This window comes from Saccharospirillum impatiens DSM 12546, assembly GCF_000423605.1.
Classification (GTDB): Bacteria; Pseudomonadota; Gammaproteobacteria; order Pseudomonadales; family Natronospirillaceae; genus Saccharospirillum; species Saccharospirillum impatiens.
Genome location: NZ_AUIH01000039.1, coordinates 1 through 18253, shown reverse-complemented (window position 1 = coordinate 18253; position 18253 = coordinate 1). Strand labels below are relative to the sequence as shown.

General features: G+C 57.7%; 21 protein-coding genes. 3 read left to right on the top strand and 18 right to left on the bottom strand.

Annotation, left to right across the window (positions count from 1 at the left end; all coding sequences use genetic code 11):
• Window positions 1-33 precede the first annotated feature (33 nt).
• Window positions 34-696 carry an SDR family oxidoreductase gene (locus tag G565_RS0115975; protein ID WP_028671794.1) on the top strand — a complete coding sequence of 221 codons (663 nt, stop codon included), beginning with the start codon at window positions 34-36 and terminating at the stop codon, window positions 694-696.
• A gap of 118 nt (window positions 697-814) precedes the next feature.
• Here G565_RS0115975 and G565_RS26125 read toward each other — a convergent pair whose 3' ends face one another.
• Entirely contained in the window at window positions 815-1780 is a 966-nt protein-coding gene (locus G565_RS26125) for an alpha/beta fold hydrolase (RefSeq protein ID WP_028671793.1), read from the bottom strand.
• Between the two features lie 104 nt (window positions 1781-1884).
• Here G565_RS26125 and G565_RS0115965 point away from each other — a divergent pair, with 104 nt between their 5' ends.
• Window positions 1885-2946 (top strand): GlxA family transcriptional regulator, encoded by a 1062-nt coding sequence (locus tag G565_RS0115965; protein WP_028671792.1) that lies wholly within the window; start codon window positions 1885-1887, stop codon window positions 2944-2946.
• A 2-nt stretch (window positions 2947-2948) separates the two neighbouring features.
• Here the strand turns inward: G565_RS0115965 and G565_RS0115960 are convergent, their stop codons facing one another.
• From G565_RS0115960 to G565_RS24475, 17 genes are all read right to left on the bottom strand, one after another.
• Window positions 2949-3344 (bottom strand): hypothetical protein, encoded by a 396-nt coding sequence (locus tag G565_RS0115960; protein ID WP_028671791.1) that lies wholly within the window; start codon window positions 3342-3344, stop codon window positions 2949-2951.
• 212 nt (window positions 3345-3556) lie between these two features.
• Complete coding sequence (locus G565_RS0115955; RefSeq protein WP_028671790.1) at window positions 3557-4636, bottom strand: SDR family oxidoreductase; 1080 nt, start codon at window positions 4634-4636, stop codon at window positions 3557-3559.
• Between the two features lie 30 nt (window positions 4637-4666).
• Window positions 4667-5674, bottom strand: coding sequence for an LLM class flavin-dependent oxidoreductase (locus G565_RS0115950; RefSeq protein WP_037339772.1), 1008 nt, complete (start codon window positions 5672-5674; stop codon window positions 4667-4669).
• A gap of 77 nt (window positions 5675-5751) precedes the next feature.
• A complete protein-coding gene (locus G565_RS0115945) occupies window positions 5752-6432 on the bottom strand; it encodes a PASTA domain-containing protein (protein ID WP_028671788.1) in 681 nt (226 codons plus the stop codon).
• Window positions 6433-6665: 233 nt separating this feature from the next.
• Window positions 6666-7859, bottom strand: coding sequence for a PASTA domain-containing protein (locus G565_RS0115940; RefSeq protein WP_028671787.1), 1194 nt, complete (start codon window positions 7857-7859; stop codon window positions 6666-6668).
• Window positions 7859-8500, bottom strand: coding sequence for a hypothetical protein (locus G565_RS0115935; RefSeq protein WP_028671786.1), 642 nt, complete (start codon window positions 8498-8500; stop codon window positions 7859-7861). The genes G565_RS0115940 and G565_RS0115935 overlap by 1 nt, the downstream gene beginning before the upstream one ends.
• A gap of 60 nt (window positions 8501-8560) precedes the next feature.
• On the bottom strand, window positions 8561-9556 hold the full coding sequence (locus tag G565_RS0115930) for a hypothetical protein (protein WP_028671785.1): 996 nt from the start codon (window positions 9554-9556) through the stop codon (window positions 8561-8563).
• 3 nt (window positions 9557-9559) lie between these two features.
• Window positions 9560-10126, bottom strand: coding sequence for a hypothetical protein (locus tag G565_RS0115925; RefSeq protein ID WP_028671784.1), 567 nt, complete (start codon window positions 10124-10126; stop codon window positions 9560-9562).
• Window positions 10127-10169: 43 nt separating this feature from the next.
• The gene (locus tag G565_RS0115920) at window positions 10170-10949 is read right to left on the bottom strand and encodes a hypothetical protein (protein ID WP_028671783.1); all 780 of its coding nucleotides are present in this window, start codon (window positions 10947-10949) and stop codon (window positions 10170-10172) included.
• Between the two features lie 38 nt (window positions 10950-10987).
• A complete protein-coding gene (locus G565_RS0115915) occupies window positions 10988-11452 on the bottom strand; it encodes a hypothetical protein (protein WP_028671782.1) in 465 nt (154 codons plus the stop codon).
• Between the two features lie 34 nt (window positions 11453-11486).
• Window positions 11487-13277, bottom strand: a complete 1791-nt coding sequence (locus G565_RS0115910; RefSeq protein WP_028671781.1) for an OmpA family protein — start codon at window positions 13275-13277, stop codon at window positions 11487-11489.
• A 190-nt stretch (window positions 13278-13467) separates the two neighbouring features.
• Window positions 13468-14100, bottom strand: a complete 633-nt coding sequence (locus G565_RS24480; protein ID WP_211227196.1) for a hypothetical protein — start codon at window positions 14098-14100, stop codon at window positions 13468-13470.
• A complete protein-coding gene (locus G565_RS0115900; protein ID WP_028671780.1) occupies window positions 14097-15227 on the bottom strand; it encodes a hypothetical protein in 1131 nt (376 codons plus the stop codon). Before G565_RS0115900 ends, G565_RS24480 begins: the two co-directional genes overlap by 4 nt.
• 281 nt (window positions 15228-15508) lie before the next feature.
• Window positions 15509-15868 carry a Na+/H+ antiporter subunit G gene (locus tag G565_RS0115895; protein ID WP_028671779.1) on the bottom strand — a complete coding sequence of 120 codons (360 nt, stop codon included), beginning with the start codon at window positions 15866-15868 and terminating at the stop codon, window positions 15509-15511.
• Between the two features lie 46 nt (window positions 15869-15914).
• Complete coding sequence (locus G565_RS0115890) at window positions 15915-16184, bottom strand: K+/H+ antiporter subunit F (protein ID WP_028671778.1); 270 nt, start codon at window positions 16182-16184, stop codon at window positions 15915-15917.
• Window positions 16178-16666, bottom strand: coding sequence for a Na+/H+ antiporter subunit E (locus tag G565_RS0115885; RefSeq protein ID WP_028671777.1), 489 nt, complete (start codon window positions 16664-16666; stop codon window positions 16178-16180). The genes G565_RS0115890 and G565_RS0115885 overlap by 7 nt, the downstream gene beginning before the upstream one ends.
• Window positions 16663-17874, bottom strand: a complete 1212-nt coding sequence (locus G565_RS24475; protein ID WP_342662979.1) for a monovalent cation/H+ antiporter subunit D — start codon at window positions 17872-17874, stop codon at window positions 16663-16665. The genes G565_RS0115885 and G565_RS24475 overlap by 4 nt, the downstream gene beginning before the upstream one ends.
• An 87-nt stretch (window positions 17875-17961) precedes the next feature.
• On the opposite strand from G565_RS24475, the gene G565_RS24470 reads away from it, so the two are divergent.
• A partial coding sequence (locus tag G565_RS24470; RefSeq protein ID WP_037339765.1) for a DUF4372 domain-containing protein occupies window positions 17962-18253 on the top strand: 292 nt, incomplete at its 3' end.

Sequence of the window (18253 nt, the reverse complement as noted above, 5' to 3'; positions counted from 1 at the left end):
ACTTCATTTGAGCGACAACAAAGGATCCCCACCATGAAACAAGCACTGATTACCGGCGCTAACCGGGGCATTGGGCTGGAACTGGCTCGTCATTACGCTGGCAATGGCTGGCAGGTCATCGGTGTGTGTCGTCAGTCGTCTCCGGAACTGGAGTCTGTGGCGAAGCAGGTTGTACAAGGCATTGATGTCACTGAGGAAAAAAGCATTGAGACGCTGGTTTCGGCCATTGCCGGTGAATCAATCGAGCTGCTGATCAACAACGCGGGTCTGTTGCAGGATGATCAGCTTGGCAACATCGATTTCGACTCGATTCGCAGCCAGATGGAGATCAACGCCTACGCGCCACTGCGTGTCACCGAGGCCTTGCTGCCGAATATGGTCGCGGGTGGAAAGATTGCGCTGATTACCAGCCGAATGGGGTCCATTGCCGACAACGATTCCGGTGGCCGTTATGGTTACCGCGCATCGAAAGCGGCGCTGAATGCCTTTGGCAAATCCCTGTCGGTTGATCTTAAACCCAAAGGCATTGCGGTCGCGTTGCTGCACCCCGGCTACGTTAAAACCCGCATGGTGAACTTTGGTGGCATGATCACGCCTGAAGAAGCGGCTACTGGCCTTGCTGCAAGAATCGATGGCCTGACCCTGGAGAACACGGGTTCATTCTGGCACAGCAACGGCGATTCCCTTCCCTGGTAAAGGTTCGCTGCTGAGATCTGTGTGGCCGGTGTGGCATCAGCCAAACCGTGCACACCTGACCGCTAATACGCTTGTTCGGACCGGAGTTCCATTCCGGTCCGAACGATCAGAGTACTTCTTACAATAAGGCTTTGAAGTAAGCCGTCAGATCCGCTATTACCGCTTCATCTTTCAGAATCCGGTAGTGGCCGAGCCCTGAGCTGAAGCGTTGCCCGGCCAATGGCCAGTAGTCGGTAGCGGTCTTTATATCCTGCCAGTCAATTTCCTCGTCCTGGTCGTCTGCGATCAGCAAGCCTGGCAAGGTAAGGTGCTGTCGAGCGACGTCGTGCGACAACGTTTGGAACAGGGTGTCCCGGGTGCCTATCCAGGCCTTGCTGATGCCAATCGATTTTTTGGCGAGACGAGCCTTCAGGCTGCGATGTACGTTTTCGCTCAAACCCAGCGTCTGACCAAACCGGTCAACCATGGCCTCCATGTTCAGCCCCGGGGAAATGAAGCCCAGATAGCCGGGCTGAAAGCCTCTGGCCAGCGCCTGAACAACGGCCTGGCACCCGATAGAGTGGGCGATTACGCCTGCGGGTCGACCCACCTCTTCTTGAATCGTCAGCAATACCTGCATGAACTCATACACGTGGGTAAAACGAGTGGGGTTCATGCCGTGCGCAGGCATATCAAACAAACACACTTGGTAACCGGCGGCGGTCAGTGGCTCAACAAAGTGCCGGAACTGAACGCCGCTGCCCCGCCAGCCATGAACGCCGAGTAGCAAAGGAGCACCGGGGTCTCCCCAAAAGTGCAAATCAATGGTTGCCTGGCCAGAGTGCATCTGGGTGCGTCGGTGCGCACTGCGCCAGAAAGCCTGGGTTCGTGTCCCGGGCCGGGCGTGAAACGGGCGAAACCAGAGCGATTGCAAGAAACGGGCAGACAACCCCGGTGCGAATCGACCGATCAGGTTTACCGTGGTGACCAGGGCATGAAAGCTGGCAGGGATCGCCCGGGCAGTTCTATTGGCAACGGGCTCAGGGGCCAGTTTGGCGTGCTGGCCGTTTGCCCGTTCAGTTGGCGTAGACGATCTCAGAGTCATGACGGCTTGCTCGTATTGAATGGATTCGAGTGGCAGTCTGCGCCTTGCGAGGATACCCCGTAAGTGTCATATTTGCCCTAAAGCTGGCGAAAATGGACACCGCGATGAAAATTGTGATTATGTTGACCGACCGCTGTGTGGGCTCCATGGCGATGAGCCTGATCGACGGGTTGATCACCTTGAATTATTGCCACATCAAGGCCGGTGGTGAAGGCCCGTTGTTCAGTTGGGTCACTGTGTCGATGGACGGTAACCCGGTAACCCCCTTCAATGGCATGACACTGACTCCGGATTGTTCAATGCACGATGCCTTTGCTGACACTCGCACGCCACTGGAAAGTCAGATCTGGGTGGTGCCTTCCATTTACGATGCCATTTCCAGCCAGTCCAAAATTGGCGGGGCTTTGGCTCAGTTGCAACCGATGGTGTCGGTCGTCGCCGCGCACTACCAGCGTGGTGGCCAGGTAGCGAGCTGCTGCACCGGGTCTTTTTTGTTGGCCTCTGCCGGTTTGTTTGAGCATTTTCCGGCGCTGATGCATTGGCGCAGTGAAATGAATTTCCGGCAGTTGTTTCCCGGAGTGAGGGTTGATACCCGCTCGGTCCTTGCCGATTATGGTCGGATCACCTGCACCACCGGCGGCGCTCAGACCACCTATCAATGGGTTTTGCATCTGGCGGAAAAATACGGCAGCCGGGATTTGGCCCTGACGGCGGCCAAAATGATGCAAGTCGATCGCTTCCCGACGCCACCGTCGGTATACAGTGCCACAGGCGACGACCGGCCGCACAACGATGAGTTGGTGCGCCTGGCGCAGGCTCGTTTTCGGGAATCGTTACATGAGTCAGTGAGCATGGAGGTGGCTGCTGAACAGGTGAATATCAGTAGCCGTCAGTTCAAGCGACGTTTCCAGCAGGCAACCGGGGTATCGCCGTTGAAATATCTGCAAAAAGAGCGCCTGAAACGAGCCTGTCAGTTGCTGGAAAATAGCCACCTGACCTCAGCCCGGATCGCGCTGGATGTCGGGTATCAGGATGAAAGCAATTTCCGGCGCCTGTTCAAACGTGAGCTGGGTATGACCATGGAAACGTACCGCCACCAATTCGGCTTTCAACCGGGCAGCGCCTCGCAACCTATGCCATTTACCGCCATGGAGTCGGGTCGTTGAGACTATCGCCCGGGTAAGTCCAGGGTGAGGGTCTTGCCGCCATAGCCATACTGCTGATCGCGGCCCTGCACAATCACCCGGGTAATGTCGGCAGGTATGACAACGCCCGATAAACTCCGTGTGAAGGGTTGCTCGCTGGCATGGTCGTGCAGCAACTCGCGCACACCGAGCGTTGCTTCATCCGGCGTCATCACTCTGAACGCATCGGCATAACGCTGAGGTGTGTCGTACGGCGATGACAGCGTTACCTGAAAGGTAAACCGTTGATCTGCGCTACTTCGCACGCTGACATCGATAACGTCCGGAAAGCGCTGCCCGGCAGGGGATTCTGCCGTCACCTGACTAACCGTTAAGAGCAGCGTTAGTGTCATCAGACCCAGTGTTTTCATGGCTTGCATGGTCACCTCCTAGCAGATTGTTGGAACAGGTACCCTGCCTTTTTCAAAACACGACATTCGACACCTGTGACGTTTGACTGTCCCCCCGAAATCAATGCCTTATCCGTCATCGATTGCGCCGGAATGTTTGAATTGTTGGCCCACGTGTGCAAGTAGCAGGCCACTGACATTCTGCGAATTTCAGTGGCCTGCTAGATGTCGTCACGCCCGGATCAGTGCTTCGCTTTGGGAATTTGGCCGCTGTCCTGAAGCTGATTGAAAAAATCAGCAATGGAATCTTTCAGCGGGCGATAGTGAATGCCCAGTTCCTGCTCACTTTTGGTGTGATCAAAGCGGATCGGGTGGCCCACATTGCGGCTGACCATGGCCCGGGTCATCGATTTATCGGCCAACGGGCCAACAAGCCAAACCAAAGGCTTGGGCAGAATGCGCTGGGGGAAACCATAGTCGTTGCCAAACTGGTTGCGCAATATGTCGGCAAACTCAATGAAACTGGTGTCGTGACCGGAGAGAATGTAGCGACCCCGGGCCTCGGGTTTGAACGCAGCGGTGACATGGGCATCGGCCACTTCACGGACATCCACCGCAGCAATGTAGAAAGCCGGCACGCCGGCCTTCAATTTACCGCTGGCGAATTGCTTGAACATGCCCAGTGACGCCGATGTACTGCGCGGGTTAATACCCGGGCCGAGGACGAGCGACGGGTTAATGGTCACCAGGTCCCAGCGTGACTGCTGTTCAACGGTTTCCCATGCGGCTTTTTCTGCCAGGGTTTTGGAATAGGAGTACGGCTGGTGGGTGAGTGAGGAGGTGGTGTTCCAGTCGGTCTCATCCAGTGCTTTCTTGCCCGAGGTCTGCAAGTCGATGTTGTCGCCATAAATAGCCGCGCAACTGCTGGTCAGGACCACCCGTTTAACGCTGTCTGTCTTATTGACGCTGTCGAGCACGTTCAGGGTGCCCTGACGGGCGGGTTCAATCAGGTCTTTCTGGGCGTCATCGAACGTCAGAATAAAAGGCGATGCAGTATGGAAAACCACGGTGCAACCGGCCATGGCCTCGGAATAGCTGCCCGCGTCCAGAAGATCGGCTTTGAACAGCTTCAGGGTGCCCGGTGCGCTGTCGGCCAGCGCCAGTAGATGGGCGACTTTATCGCTGTTGTCGGGGTCGCGCACGGCGGCGTGCACGGTCAGCCCGGCGTCCAGCAGGTTTTTAACCAGCCAGCCGGCGACATAGCCTGTCGCGCCGGTGACCAGGACGGTCTGATTTGGGTCAATGGTCGTGTCATGGGACATAATTGTGTCTTCCTTCAATAACGTATTCGGTTATACGGCAACTTGGCTGGCTTCGATGGCTCGCATGGCATCAGCGGCGATATCGAACGATTTGAAGCGAGCCTGGTCGTCGAACATCTGACCGGTAAAGATGATTTCGTCGACCCCGGTACGATCGATAAACCGACGCAACCAGGCTTCTACCTGACCCGATGTGCCCACCGCCGATTCTGCCAGGGCGTGATCAACCTGAGCGCGTTCGATCGGGCTGCCCACCTGATCGGGTTCAACCGGTGGTTTCAACGGGCCGGGCGTGCCACGGCGCAGGGCCATAAACTGCTGTTCGACCGAGGTTTTCAGAACCCGGGCCTGGTGTTCGGTATCAGCGGCAAAGACGTTGACGGCGGCCATGGCGTAGGGAGCGTCGAGGTATTGCGAGGGTTTGAACCGTTCGCGGTAAATCGCCAGTGCCTGATCGAGGTGATCGGGTGCAAAGTGCGAGGCAAACGCAAATGGCAAGCCCAGCGCGGCGGCCAGCTGTGCGCTGTACAGGCTGGAGCCGAGCAGCCAGACCGGTACCCTCAGGCCAGCACCGGGTACGGCCTGCACCGTCTGGCCAGGCTGTACCGGTTCGAAGTAGTGCAGCAGCTCCTGAACGTCGTCGGGGAAGGTATCGGCGGCGTTCATCGGGTTGCGGCGCAGGGCTCTCATGGTGGCGCCGTCGGTGCCGGGTGCACGGCCAAGGCCCAGATCCACCCGATCAGGGTAGAGGGCCGCCAGGGTGCCGAACTGCTCGGCAATGGTCAGCGGCGCGTGATTGGGCAACATGACCCCGCCGGCGCCGATGCGTATGCGCTCAGTGCCTTCGGCGACAAAACCCAGAGCGACCGAGGTAGCGGCGCTGGCAATGCCGGGCATGTTGTGGTGTTCGGCCATCCAGAAGCGGTTATAGCCGGCTTTTTCGGCGTGTTGCGCCAGCGCCCTGGAGCGATGCAGAGCTTCACGGGCGGTGCTGCCCTGATTGACGGGGGATAAATCGAGTATCGAATAGGCGGTCACTGGGATCTCCGTGAGCGAATTCAGTGAATGATGCCCACAACATGAGGGGCATTCCGCCTGTCACAAGGTGTCGATAGTCACTCCTCCAGCGTCAGGATAACCTCGTCACCAGCCCGGGCGATGCTGTCGGCCGCCGGGTCCTGGCTCGCGACCAGGCGGTTTTCGTCCACTTCCGTGTCACCGCTGGCCACTATGGCGGTCAGGCCCAGTTGTTCCAGCGCAGACCGGGCAATCGCCAGACTGCGACGGTTCCCCTCAGCGTCTTGCACCACATTCGGTACCAGACGCAGTTCATCGACCCCGTCTGGCGGTGGAATGGGCACGATGCGGAAGGTCAGTTTGGCGCTGACATCGGCACTGAACCCATATTGATTGGTGTAACCGGCGTCGACCGGCGAGGCATAGAGTTTGCGGCTGGTGTTCAACCCCTGACGCCCCAGGGTCGCCCGAACGGAGGGAACCGTGGTTTTTTTAACCGCTGTGGCCGATGAGGCGCCGGCAGCTCCCTGACCCAGCCGCAGCGTTACGCGTACTTCCCCGGTGGTATCGGGCAGTGCGTAAAAAGTAGGCCGGTAGCCGATGTCTTGCAGCAGTTTCATTTTGGCGTCATCGCTTTCGGCGTACAGATCCAGCACCGCCGCCAGCGACCCTTCATCGAGCGCCTGTTGTGCGCTGGCCACGCCTTCGCCAACCGAGGCGATCACATCACCCAGAGGTGATGCGACCACATCCTGTACCAGTGAACGCAAGTTCTTCATTTTTGAGGGTCCTGTTTTGCGGTTCAACTTTAAGAGTGTGCCAGGAGGTCGTGCCAGCCGCCGGGAATGATTATCCGGGTGGTGCGACACATCGCGCGGCGTGAACCCATCCATAGGGCCTAGACCGCAGCATCCCTGCTGCGAACTACCCCGGATAGTCATACCCGGCACCTGTCACTTGCTTGGTTGCTATCCCGACTCCAAAAGATTGAAGTGGGCGGAGCGTTTCAACATTATTGCGCCTCCGCAGTGCTTTCACCGAATACCACCAACACCGAACTGCCATGCGCCGCTTCGCTGCTGGCGGCCGGGTGTTGGCTGAGTGCCTGGCCGGGTACGCCGCTGCCTGCTGCCAGTTGTTGATGCGCTGTCGTCATGCGCAGGCCGACCGAGCGCAGTACGCGCCTTGCTGCGCTCTCGGTCAGACCGACGACGGCGGGCACCGTGACCCGGGCCTCTTCAGTGCGGGCGTCGTCACTGATCAGTTCTGTGCTGACACCGCCAGCGGAATCACCCATGACGATGGATTCCCCATCTGGCGATACCGAGCCACGCAGGTCGATTTTTACGTTACCCAGCCGATACGGCAAGGCTTGAGATTTCATGCGGTCATTGGAGCTGCTGACCTTGGTCCCCAGGCCCAGCAATACGGTATCGATGGACGCCGGTGTTCGGGTGTTGGCTTCCAGGGTGGCTACTTTTTTTGCCAGTGCGTCTTTCTCGGCGGCGGTTTGCGTCAGGTTGGCTTCAAGCGTGCCAATGCGACTGGTGGCCGTAGTGAGCTTGTCGGTCGTGAGCGTGAATTCACGGCTCTTGTCCAGTAACTGAGCATTCAACTGCAGCTCCCGGGCCTTGAGCGTGTCGATCTCCTTGGTGTTGAGCAAGGTGGCGGTGACGGCGGGGTCAAGTGTCACTCCGGTCGCCTCAGCCTGAGGCTTTATCCGCTCGCCGGCGAGGTCAACACGGGTCAGATTGGCGGTCAGCGTTGGGTTGGCCATGACCAGCCGGTTCATCGCCAGCGCCGAGATTTGCGGAGCCACCGGAGCGCCGGAAACCGATTCATTGGTGCGGGCGAACCGGCTGTCGGTGTGCTGCAACCGGTGCGCCGTTTCCTCGAGACGTTCGATGTTGCCAAAGTCGAGAAACAGCGTCTGTTGTCGGGTGTCGTATTGGGTCAGGCCGCCATGCGCCAGAACACGGGGTGCTGGCGAACCGGCTTCGGTCAACCGCAATGCCGGGGCCATGGTCTCGCTGACCACAGTGGCGGCACTGGTCAGCGTGGCCATGCCTTGCGCATCGGTCTTGGTTCTGGCAACGGCTTGCCAGCGACGGTTTTTCAGGTGATAGGCTTCCAGACTCAGGGTATGACCCGCAGCGACTTTGCCTTCGTCGGTCAGCAGGTGAACGGTTGCGACCACTTTACCCATCAGGCGATCTCCTTGCCGATGACCAGGCGCAGGGTCTCAAACCCCAGCTCTGCAACCAATACGACCACAGCAGCGGTTTGCAGGGAGCCACCGAGTTGCACTTCAGCGACCGCCAGGCCCGAGGCATCAGTCTGCAGTACGGCGCGATCCAGTGACACCGCGGACAGGCGGGGTGAACTGACGCCGGCTGCAGCAGACAAACCGAGGGAGGCGTCCCGGTCGAGGTTCAATTCAATGTCGGCACCGGTGAGCACTTCACCGGCGCTGGTGGTAGCGGCCAGTGTAACGGTCCGGCGGTTGCCGGTAGATTGGATTTCGGCAGTCAGTCTGGGAACCGGCATGCCTTCACCCGGCGGCACAGCAATGAACCGTCCGGTAATGCGACTGGTGACTTCTTTGGAGGTTTCCCCACTTTTGGCGGGCGCAAAAAACAGTCTGATTCCGCCATCGGTTCGGGTTTCGGATGTGAGCTGAAAGCCGACTTCGAAATCCAGGTGCGGGATACGGTATTGGGGAGCGGGGCGGCCATAGCCGTCTAGCGGGGCGATGCTGTTTAGCTCTTCCTGGGCTTCGCGCAGGCTTTCGGCCATGCCCACCAGAATGCTTTCCAGTGTGTCAGCAATGAAATTTCCTTCGCTCATTTCTTAACCTCATATAATGCATGTACCCCGTCAACCGGGGCACAGTCATGCCCGGGCTGCTCAGGCATTGTCGCTTTCCCGCGATCGTTCACGCTGGTTGGCCAGGGCTCGCTCGCGCCGACGCTGATCGCGTTGTTCGGCCTGCTGTTGTTCGCGTCGTCGCGCCAGGGCGCGCTGGCGGTTTGCCTGCATGCGTTCGAACAAGTCGCCGGAGCCACCCCTGTCGACTGACAACCGTTGCTCGCGACGGTCGGCATACCGGGAGAAACGATCCATGGCGCCTGTCAGTTGTTGTTCACGCGCCAGCCAACCTGATTCAACCCGGTCAACGGCTCGCTTTGGTGCATCCAGCGCCGATTGAGCGCGGTTCAGAACCGCGCTGGTCTTATCGAGGCGGTCGCCTTGCAGGGTGTCGCGTATCTCGGCCCGCTCCCGGTCTGAGACGCCTTCGCTGGCAAGCTGCTGGTCGAGGTCGCGCAGTTGATCGCGTGCGCCGTCTACCGATTGCCGCACGTCGCCTAAAGGCTGGCTGATCGATTGTGGTGGCGTCAGTGCTTCGCCAATACGGCGCAAACCTGAACGTGCCTGGCGGTTGGCGGTTGCAAAGCGGTTGTCAGCACCCTGGCTCAAACCACTGCGCCCTGCCATTCCGGCGTCCATACGGCCCTCCAGTGGCGATGCTGGAAGACTGCCGCGGGGCTGGCCAGGCGGCGATGGATGCACACCTTGTTGCTGGCGTTGGCGCACCGCCGCGCGCTGGGCGGCCCAGGCTTGCTCCTGTTGGCGCCGTTCGGCAAAACTGGCGACCGGGAAGCGCTGGCTGATCGCCGCGTCTTGTTCGGCTTCGCCGGTGAGTCCGCGCAGCTTGGCTTCCAGGGCGTTGCGTTGTGCCAGTAACTGGTTGAGCCCACTGTTGGGTGCCAGTTGGGTGGCTGCGGCCAGATCAGAGGGGTTGCGCTGGCTGATCGCGGCAATGTTGTCTGGCCCCTGGGCTGATGGCCCCCGGGTGGTCGGGTTCGAGTCTTGTTCCAGATCGCGCCAGGTTCGTCGGGTCATGGCTCAGTCTTCGTCGGCTACAGTCAGCGTGCTGGCGATCATCGACCGGATCCGCTCCTCCAGAATCGCGGGTGCAGGCACTGGCACCAGCTTGGTACGCATTAGCGACGACCCTTCTGCCGAGTACTGGTATTTTGACGAATAGCTGGCCGAGACAGAGCTGACGCTCATTTTGGCGGAGGCTGAAAAAAAGCCGACCTTGCCGCTGACCGACGCATTCACGTTGGTGGATGATCGCTTTATGTTGGTTTCCCGGGACATCGAAATCGACAGTTTCAGCTCGATCAGGGTGTCGACAAACTGATAAAACGTGGGCACAAAACCCAGCTCCAACAGCGAGTATTCGTTGCCGTCTCCCAGCTTTACCAGCATGTTTCGTTCTGGTGGTGTCGTTGGCGCGGGCGCCGGTTCGCCGTTTTCCGGTTCCGGATCGGGTGCGTAGCCGGCCATCATTCGGGCGATCTTCAACGACACCAGGTCGAGCTCATACTGAGCTTCTGCGATGCCAATCCCGAGCGTGCGAACCATCTCGGGGAAGGGCGTGTTTTGCATTTCAGTGCCAATAGACATGGCTCAACCCTCTGCCTGTTTGCTGCAACAAGCGCGTGTGAATTTACGCATCGTCGTCGGTATCCAGACCCAGGTCACGACGCCGGACTTCGAGGTTGGCCTCACGCCGGGCTTCTTCGGATTCCATGAACGAGCGGATTCTGTCTTCCAGTACCGTCGGCGGCGGTACCGGAACAATTTTGGTTCGTAGAATGGACGCCCCTTCAGCGGTGTAGGAGTATTTGCTGGAATAGGTGGCATCGACCTGGCTGGTTGATACCTTGCTTTCCGAGCCTGCGGATTTCGACGTGCCCCAGAACGACCGCTTGCGTTTGTAGGCGTTGGCGCGGTCGGTCGTTTTATTGCTTCGGGTGTGGGTAAACTCGCGTTCACGGGTTATCTTGATGGCGATTTTTACTTCGATGATGGTATCGACGAACTGATAGAAGGTCGGCACAAAGCCCAGTTCCATCATGGAATGCCGGACGGGTACCCGAATCTCGGTGTTGTCATCCAGTTCCGTGCCATCGGGGGCTTTGGTCAGAGGTTCGAGGACTTCCGACAGCTTGATGGCATCGTCACCGAGCGTTCCCGACAGGGCATCGTCGGTCAGTGCGAACGCGCGAGCCTCTTTGATGGTCATGTATTCGTAGCCGAAAAACACCCGGCTGTCGTCAAAGCTGACCTCGCCCCGTTCGTCATACACCGTGGTCAGGCCACCCATCATTTCGGCGACGTTGATCGAGTTTTCATCGAGTTGATACTGACCATCAGCAATGGCGAAGGCCATTTGCCGGATCATATCGCCCATGGGTACGTTCAGCAGTTCCTGTCCTATCGCCATTGCCGTTCTCCTCTGGCTGACTGTTCAGTTCCGGGTGATCAAATGTCTTGCTGGTATAGCTGTTTTAATAACAGTAAAAACGTTTCGGGTGCGGGCAGTGACACCAGCCGCGCGGCAATCGATGACATGCCTTCCGCCGAAACCGAGAACTTGCGGGCATAGCCAACATCGACCGACGCGGCGGCCATAAAGACGCCGTATTGAACGCCGACCTGAACCCCGACATTGACGGATGTCTCGGTGCTTTCTGTCATGCTGAAGCTGAGTTTGGCTTCGACTGTGGCCTCGGTGAAGGCGTAAAAGCTGGGCACAAAACCCAGCGACAACAAGTTGTAGGTGGTGTCGCCGATCTCGACTTCAGACTCGGCCAGTGACTGGGCAATCTCGATGGAGTTCTTGTCCAGCGCCAACTGAGCCTGGGCAATGGCAACGCCCAGCTTCTCGATGATCTGCGGCAACGGGGCCGACATTAACGAGCGGGTAACCGCTGGTACCTCACTCATGACTGATGCTCCTGGTGAATGGTTTCATGGGCCTTCAATCGTTTTGTGCCAAAAAGGTTTTAATGGTTTCCAAAAACTCCGGGGGTGCGGGTATGGAAACCAGCCGGGCTGAAATGGAAGAATTGCCGGTTACGTTCATTTCAAACTGACGGGAAAACCGCACGTCCAGCGATGCGCCTACTGCAACTGCCCGATTGCCGGTGTTTTGCCGGGTAAGGCTCGATGATTCGGTACGGGAGAATTGTCGGGTGACGGTAATGCCTTCGGTGCCACTGATTTGAATGGAACGCTCTTCCGAGGAAACCAGTGTCAGCCGGAACGGCGTACTCTTGCCAAAAATGGTCACCACATTGGCTTCGGCCGAAGCGCTGAAGTCGACACTGCCGTTGGCATTGATGTCGGTCTTCAGGTTCTCAGCATAGGCCGATGGGCTACCAGCGGCATGACCTGCGACCGAACCACCCGAGAATGGGAAGTCGGTCCCTTCGATGGTGACTTTCTTACCGGACAGCGACAACGGTTGAGGACGATACAGCCAGGCAAAACCGTTGCCACTGGTGCCGGGTGTGGTTTTGTCGGGCGTTACACTGTCGATGGTCAGGCTCGAATTAGGGGAGCGAACCAGCAAGTAATAGACCGCACGATTCCTGATCCGGACTTGGGCTTTGCGAAAAGCCACGTTGTCTGGTGTACCGCCGGCAGTGCGGGCGTCGGCCGACCCCCTAGACGTTTTCCGCGCTACTTTGTTGGCTGGCATCCCCTGGCCGACCAACAGCCGGATGATTTCGTCAGCCCGCCGGTTGCCCAGGTCGATGTTGCTTTGGTCTGATGCGGAGGCTGGCTGATTGCGATAGGGTTGGGCGTCGGCAAAGCCTTCGACGTCGAGATCCAGGTTGTGCTCACGCGCAAATTGCGCCAGGTAGCCGAGGCTTTGAATCATGTCGTCGTTAAAGGTGGTGCCATTGACGTCAAAGGTTTCCAGGTGATGCTTGCCGGTTTTGAAATGGGTCGTGGCAATCGGAACACTGGGGGCGTAAAGCGTCGCGGTGTACCCTGCCGCTTCAACGTCGGTTTTAACGTGATCGGCGTAGGCTTGCAGTGATGCCTGGGCGGTGGTGGTGACGGTGGTGGTGCCATTGAAGGCGTAGTCGGTTGCACTGTTGGCATCGATTTGAATGACACAGCGATCAAAGCCGCCCCCTTTGAACGCAACGGTCCGGTCGGTTGTCGTGACTTTCTCCGGTTCGGCATCGGTGTCGATTGTGAAGGCGCGATCGGGGTGTTGGTACAGCAATCGGGGCACACCGGCCCCGGTATCTGACGTAACCGCTTCCTGCAGAGCACGAATGCGTGCCAGGGGGTCGTCACCGCTGATCGGGAAATTCCGGCCGCCCAGAGTCAGGGCACCGGTGCTGGAGGTTTGCACGCTGATTTCCGCCGTGCGTTCCCGTGAGACGTTGCTTGAACCACTTTCGGTGCTTTCACTGGATTCCGACTGATCACTATTGGACGTTTCAGTGTCGTTGAATGAACCGTTCAGATTTAACCCGACACTGAGGTCTTTTTCGACCCGCAAACTCAGCTGTAAAGAGCATGAGATGTCTGCGTGTTGATAGTGATAGAAGGCAGGCGACAAACCGAGGTCGAGTAACGTACGCCCACCCAGGCCTTCCCGGGGCGTAATAAACTCGCCGATCTGTTCTACCGAGTTTTCATCCAGTGCCTGTTGTGCTTCGGCAATAGACAGCCCCAGTGTCTTGATAAATTCGGCGACACTGGCATCTGCCAGTACCTGGCCGGGTGTCAGTCCATCATAGTCTGCCATTGCCTACCTCCAGACCGCCCTTGGGCGGGATGATCAGTCGATCAACAGGCGGTTGACATTCTCTTGATGTCATCAGCCTGTGACCGGAACAATTGGTCCGAAAATTCGGATGTTCCGATGAAATCAAAGACGGCCAGGCCTTTGCTTTCCCTTTAGGTTAAAAAGGCAGGAAGCCTTTTTAACCCACTTGTTACAGTAAGGACTTGCGCGAACGAATAGGACTTCGACCCGAGCCTGCTGCGGCCGGTAACGGGTGCGCGCGGCGAGCGTCGACCTGGTCGGGGCGTACGCTGAAGTAATGGTGTTTTCGTTGAGCGTCTGTCAGTCGTGCCAGATCAGGGTGGAGGCCGCGCTGCAGCCATCCGATGACCTGCTCGGTCAGGCCCAGAGTGTTTTGACCGGCGAGACGGCGGGCTTTTTCCAGACTCTCAAATGCAGACTGACGGTCGCCAAGCTTGGCATGTATCAGCCCCTGGCGTTCGAGAATGCTGCCATGGTCCCGGGCGTGAACCTGACGTTGAGTGCCAGCGTCTTGTTCGAGTGTTTGATAGTACTGGTCCGCTTTTTCGCAGTAATCCAGCACCTCCTGATAGCTGCCGGTTAACTCGAGACTTTCCAGCACGCACTGACTGTAGTGCCTGAAAAAAACTTCGGGAGCACGTGCAGAAACAGCCAGTTTGATGGCTTCACGATAATGACGCAGGGCTTCGGCATGATCGCCTCTGAGTGCGCAACATTTTCCCGCTTCTGCCACGCCAAGGTGGTAAGCATGGGTGTCCGGGATCGAGGGTTTGTCAGTCTGTGTTTTTTGGGCCTGCATCATGATGCAACCTCGACCAGTTCTGTTGATGTTCCGGTTGCTTCGAGCACACTGCGTACCACGCGGGCCTGAAGCTCTGGCAGGGCGTAGGGCAGTTTGAAGGGCAAGGCGGGTAAGGTGCGGCTTGAATCGATCAAACCCAGAGAGTGCAGTGTTTGCCTCAGTTGCCTGGGTTCCCGGGTATGCGTGATGGACAAGCCCAGCGGCATGAAACTGATCAGGTCGGCGCGAACGCTGAGTCCGGCTTTGGTCAACGCCAGCAGGGTGGATTCCAGGGTTTTGCTGGGCAGTGCTTCGATCAGGGTGATGGGCGTGTTGGTAAACAGTTTTGGAATGATGTGTTCAGGTATTCCCGCTTGCTCCTGAAGGACATGACAGGCTCCGGGGGTGGCGCCATCACCAGGCCCGGTTAATACCAGGTTGTATCTCAGGAAGTCCTGATTGATGACTCTCAGGGTATTTGCCTTTTGAAACGCAGACCAGAGGGCGTCGGCCCGGGGTTTATCAAGATCGATGAGTACACACCCCTGGTCAGCGATAGGCTGGTAACCCCGGCGGCGCAGTTCAAGGCTGGTTCTGCGTGATTGCCCGGTGCCGTTGTCGGTCATAAATACACTGTAGCGGGCGGTCTGGGGGTTGGATTCGATCAACTCTATGCCGGTTCCAAGACGCTCTCGCAATGCAGCCAGAGTGGCCTGGCTGACAGAGCCAAGAATAATGCCCGGAGGTGTGTTGAGCAGGCGGGCGGATTCTTCCGGGGTGGTGCCCAGAAACTGCGCCAATGCACTGAGGATGTGATCGTAAGCCCGGACGTCGGTGATGTAGCCGGCAATATCAATGAGTTCGTTTGCCGGTGTGAGGGGGTGGCTGCAGGGGTCGATTCGTGTTTCGAAACCGAGGCTTGTCAGCAATGACTGCAGCTGTTCGGCGACTTCCGGCGACACCTTGTCAACCAGAGTCGACGGTGCCTGGTAAATGGCGCTGAGTACGCTTTGGACCGAAACACCCAGCCCGATTGCGATGGATTTTGCCGAGGCTGGAGTCGCCCGTCCAATGGAGCAAATGACCAGTCTGTGGTCACCCGTTGTCGGGGTTGCTTGCGGTGAAGCGCTGGCTGAAGCATCAGACATCAGTGAGCCCGTCCCTATGCTGGTGCACATGCACCAGTGGATGTTCCTTGTCCACGCAGACAGCAACACAATACGGGACACCCAAGCCACTTCACGATTCCGGATCGCGACAACGTTAAGTGCATGGGCAAGAAAAGCAGTGAGCGGGAAGGGTGTCAAATCAACTTGAGCAAAGACTCAGGGGAAACCTCAAGTTTGTGTTGGATTTGTGAGCAGACACTCAGTTTTACCAGCGGTAGGTGCACCGCTGCAGGATGGACTGATCTTTGACGACCGGTAGATTACGTCGGCGGCTGGCGATGGCGGGCAGGATCCTGCAAGTGCCGGTTCTGTGTGCGCTCGAGCGCCGGTTTTTCCTTGTGCATTGCCGCCTTGCCCATCATGTGGGCGGTGATCGGTGCGGTGATGAACAGAAACAGGGTGATCACCAGTTCCTTCACGCTGATGCCATCCTGGTTCACACTGAAAAACAACGTTGAAGCAATCAGCACAGCGCCAATACCCAGCGTCGAGGCTTTGGTTGGGGCATGCAAGCGGGTGTAAAAATCAGGCAGTTTGGCCAGACCAATGGAACCGACCATCAGGAAAAAGGCACCCAGCAACAACAGGATGATGACCAGCCATTCTACAAACAGGTTCATTGAACAACTCCACAAAAGGTTGACCGGCGGCATAGGCCGCCGGGCGTTATTCGATTAAGTCACCGCGCACGAGATACTTGCACAGGGCAGCCGTGCTGACAAAACCCAGCATGGCAATGAGCAAGGCGCCCTCAAAATACAGAGGCGAGCCAAAGTACAGGCCGAGTAAAACGATCAGGGCGATGCTGTTGATGTACATGGTATCGAGCGCCAGCACCCGGTCGAGTACGCTCGGCCCTTTGAGCAATCGCCACAGGTTCAACAACAGCCCGACACCGACAAAAGTGCAACTGATCAGTACGACAAGGGTCAGCATCCGAAAATCTCCCTGAGCGGTGACTCATAGCGTTGTTTGATGTTGGCAATGGTGCCGGCTTCGTCAACCAGGTTCAGCACGTGAACATAGAGCCATTGTTTGTCTTCCGACACCTCCAGGCTGACGGTGCCCGGTGTGAGCGAAATGCTGCTGGCGAGCAGGGTAATGGGCAAGTCCTGAGAAATGTCGAGTGGTACGGCGATGAACCCGGGCGTGATGTTGCGCACCGGTCCCAGAACCTGAATGGCGACTTCAATATTGGAGACAATGATGTCACCCATCAACATCAGCAAGTATTTGACCGCCAGAAAGGGCTTTTTCAGCGTTGGCTGGGTTTTGCGCATGGATGCAGTGCCCAGCGGAATGACCAGCGCCAGGATTCCGCCCAGCAGAATCTGGCCGGGCGACACGCTGTTGTTCATCAGCAGCCAGGTAATTAGCAGCAGTAAACTCAGGTAGGGAAACGGAAACAGGCGTCTCATGGCTGGCTCTCCGCGATCAGGGTCTGGACGGCGGGGTACATTTGTTGCATTTGCAGGGCCGCCGCCTCGGCAAACTCGGTAGCGGGACCACCCAGTATAACCAGTGCCGGTGAAGCAAGCAGCAGCAAGGCAATGGCAATGAGCTGAATCGGCTGGGCGTTTTCGGTGCCCGTTTTGGTGCCGGACACATGCCAGAACAGGTTTGTGCCGGCTCTGGACAGTGCAACAATCACGGCCAGGCTGCTGAGCAGTATGGTCGACCATACCCACCCCATCTCCGCGGGAGTTTCAGCCGCCTGCAGCAACAGTGCCTTGCCAACAAAACCGGACAGCGGCGGTAAACCGGCGACCGTGACAGCACCGATGAAAAATAACAGTCCGAGCAGAGGCGCCTGCTTCATCGGCCGGGAGACAACGAAGCGATCGGATGCCTGACCGCGTTGCTGGGCAATCAGATCGGCCAGTAGAAACAGAGCCCCGGTTACCAGGGTGGTGTGCACCAGATAGTAAAGTCCGCCGATGACGGCCTGGGTATTGAGCAACACAACGGCAATCAGCAAGGTGCCAGCGGAAATCAGGATCAGGTTGGCGACCAGTGTGCGCAGAGTCGGCGCCGCCAGAACGCCTACCGCACCTATTGCCAGTGTCAGCAGGGCCAGTGGCCAGATCCAGGGGATAGCCACAAAGGCCAGGTCCCCGGCCTGTTCACCGAACACCACGGTGTGTACCCGAAAAATACTGTAGATCCCCACCTTGGTCATGATGGCAAACATGGCCGCGACCGGGGCACTGGCCGAGGCATAAGCTTTGGGCAACCAGAAATGCAGGGGCATCATCGCGGCTTTTAAACCGAAGACAACCAGCAGCAACAGGGCACCGGCTTCAGCCAGTATGCTGGCGCCGGGGGTCAGGCTGGCAATGCGAGTCGACATTTGTGCCATGTTCAGGGTGCCGAGCGTGCCGTAGAGCATGCCGAGTGCGAACAGAAAGAACGCAGAGCCGATCAGGTTCAGTACGATGTAGTGAACGTTCGCCTGGGTTTTTTGCTTGCCGCCGCCGTGTATCAGCAAGGCGTAGGAGGCAATGAGCAGTACTTCAAAGAAGACGAAGAGGTTGAATATATCGCCGGTTAGAAACGCACCGTTGACGCCCATCAGCTGATACATCATCAGGGAGTGAAAATATTTGCCCTCACTGCTGTCCCACAGTTAGGGAAATAAAAAGGGCTTAGAAATCAAAAAGTTGGTAAAATTATGTCACCACAACAAACGTTACTAACCTGGAAATCTAAGCCCATGGCCCATGTTAATACAATCGTCGCCCAATTTCTAAAACTTGTTTCAAAGTCGGAGTTTGACCGACTGGCGAGAACGCATCACACAGGCCAGAAATTCCGGAAGTTCTCTCGCTTTGATCAGTTCGTCCTGCTGTTGACACTGCAGGTCACTGGCCGATCAAGCATTCGCGACGTCGTCGAAAACCTTAAAGTCCAAAGGAACAAGCTCTTTCACATCGGCATCAGAGTCATTTCCCGCAGCAGCTTCAGCCGGGTGAACCAAGAGCAGCCTTGGCAGCTGTATCAGGACC

Bases quoted from the DNA above. Each gene is read 5' to 3' on its own strand.
- G565_RS0115910 (WP_028671781.1), bottom strand. From the start codon at position 13,277: ATGGCAGACTATGATGGACTGACACCCGGCCAGGTACTGGCAGATGCC.
- G565_RS24480 (WP_211227196.1), bottom strand. From the start codon at position 14,100: ATGATGCAGGCCCAAAAAACACAGACTGACAAACCCTCGATCCCGGAC.
- G565_RS0115940 (WP_028671787.1), bottom strand. From the start codon at position 7,859: ATGGGTAAAGTGGTCGCAACCGTTCACCTGCTGACCGACGAAGGCAAA.
- G565_RS0115890 (WP_028671778.1), bottom strand. From the start codon at position 16,184: ATGCTGACCCTTGTCGTACTGATCAGTTGCACTTTTGTCGGTGTCGGG.
- G565_RS0115945 (WP_028671788.1), bottom strand. From the start codon at position 6,432: ATGAAGAACTTGCGTTCACTGGTACAGGATGTGGTCGCATCACCTCTG.
- G565_RS0115885 (WP_028671777.1), bottom strand. From the start codon at position 16,666: ATGAGACGCCTGTTTCCGTTTCCCTACCTGAGTTTACTGCTGCTAATT.
- G565_RS0115925 (WP_028671784.1), bottom strand. From the start codon at position 10,126: ATGTCTATTGGCACTGAAATGCAAAACACGCCCTTCCCCGAGATGGTT.
- G565_RS0115955 (WP_028671790.1), bottom strand. From the start codon at position 4,636: ATGTCCCATGACACGACCATTGACCCAAATCAGACCGTCCTGGTCACC.
- G565_RS0115920 (WP_028671783.1), bottom strand. From the start codon at position 10,949: ATGGCGATAGGACAGGAACTGCTGAACGTACCCATGGGCGATATGATC.
- G565_RS0115915 (WP_028671782.1), bottom strand. From the start codon at position 11,452: ATGAGTGAGGTACCAGCGGTTACCCGCTCGTTAATGTCGGCCCCGTTG.
- G565_RS26125 (WP_028671793.1), bottom strand. From the start codon at position 1,780: ATGACTCTGAGATCGTCTACGCCAACTGAACGGGCAAACGGCCAGCAC.
- G565_RS0115935 (WP_028671786.1), bottom strand. From the start codon at position 8,500: ATGAGCGAAGGAAATTTCATTGCTGACACACTGGAAAGCATTCTGGTG.
- G565_RS0115960 (WP_028671791.1), bottom strand. From the start codon at position 3,344: ATGCAAGCCATGAAAACACTGGGTCTGATGACACTAACGCTGCTCTTA.
- G565_RS0115900 (WP_028671780.1), bottom strand. From the start codon at position 15,227: ATGTCTGATGCTTCAGCCAGCGCTTCACCGCAAGCAACCCCGACAACG.
- G565_RS0115930 (WP_028671785.1), bottom strand. From the start codon at position 9,556: ATGACCCGACGAACCTGGCGCGATCTGGAACAAGACTCGAACCCGACC.
- G565_RS0115975 (WP_028671794.1), top strand. From the start codon at position 34: ATGAAACAAGCACTGATTACCGGCGCTAACCGGGGCATTGGGCTGGAA.
- G565_RS0115895 (WP_028671779.1), bottom strand. From the start codon at position 15,868: ATGAACCTGTTTGTAGAATGGCTGGTCATCATCCTGTTGTTGCTGGGT.
- G565_RS0115965 (WP_028671792.1), top strand. From the start codon at position 1,885: ATGAAAATTGTGATTATGTTGACCGACCGCTGTGTGGGCTCCATGGCG.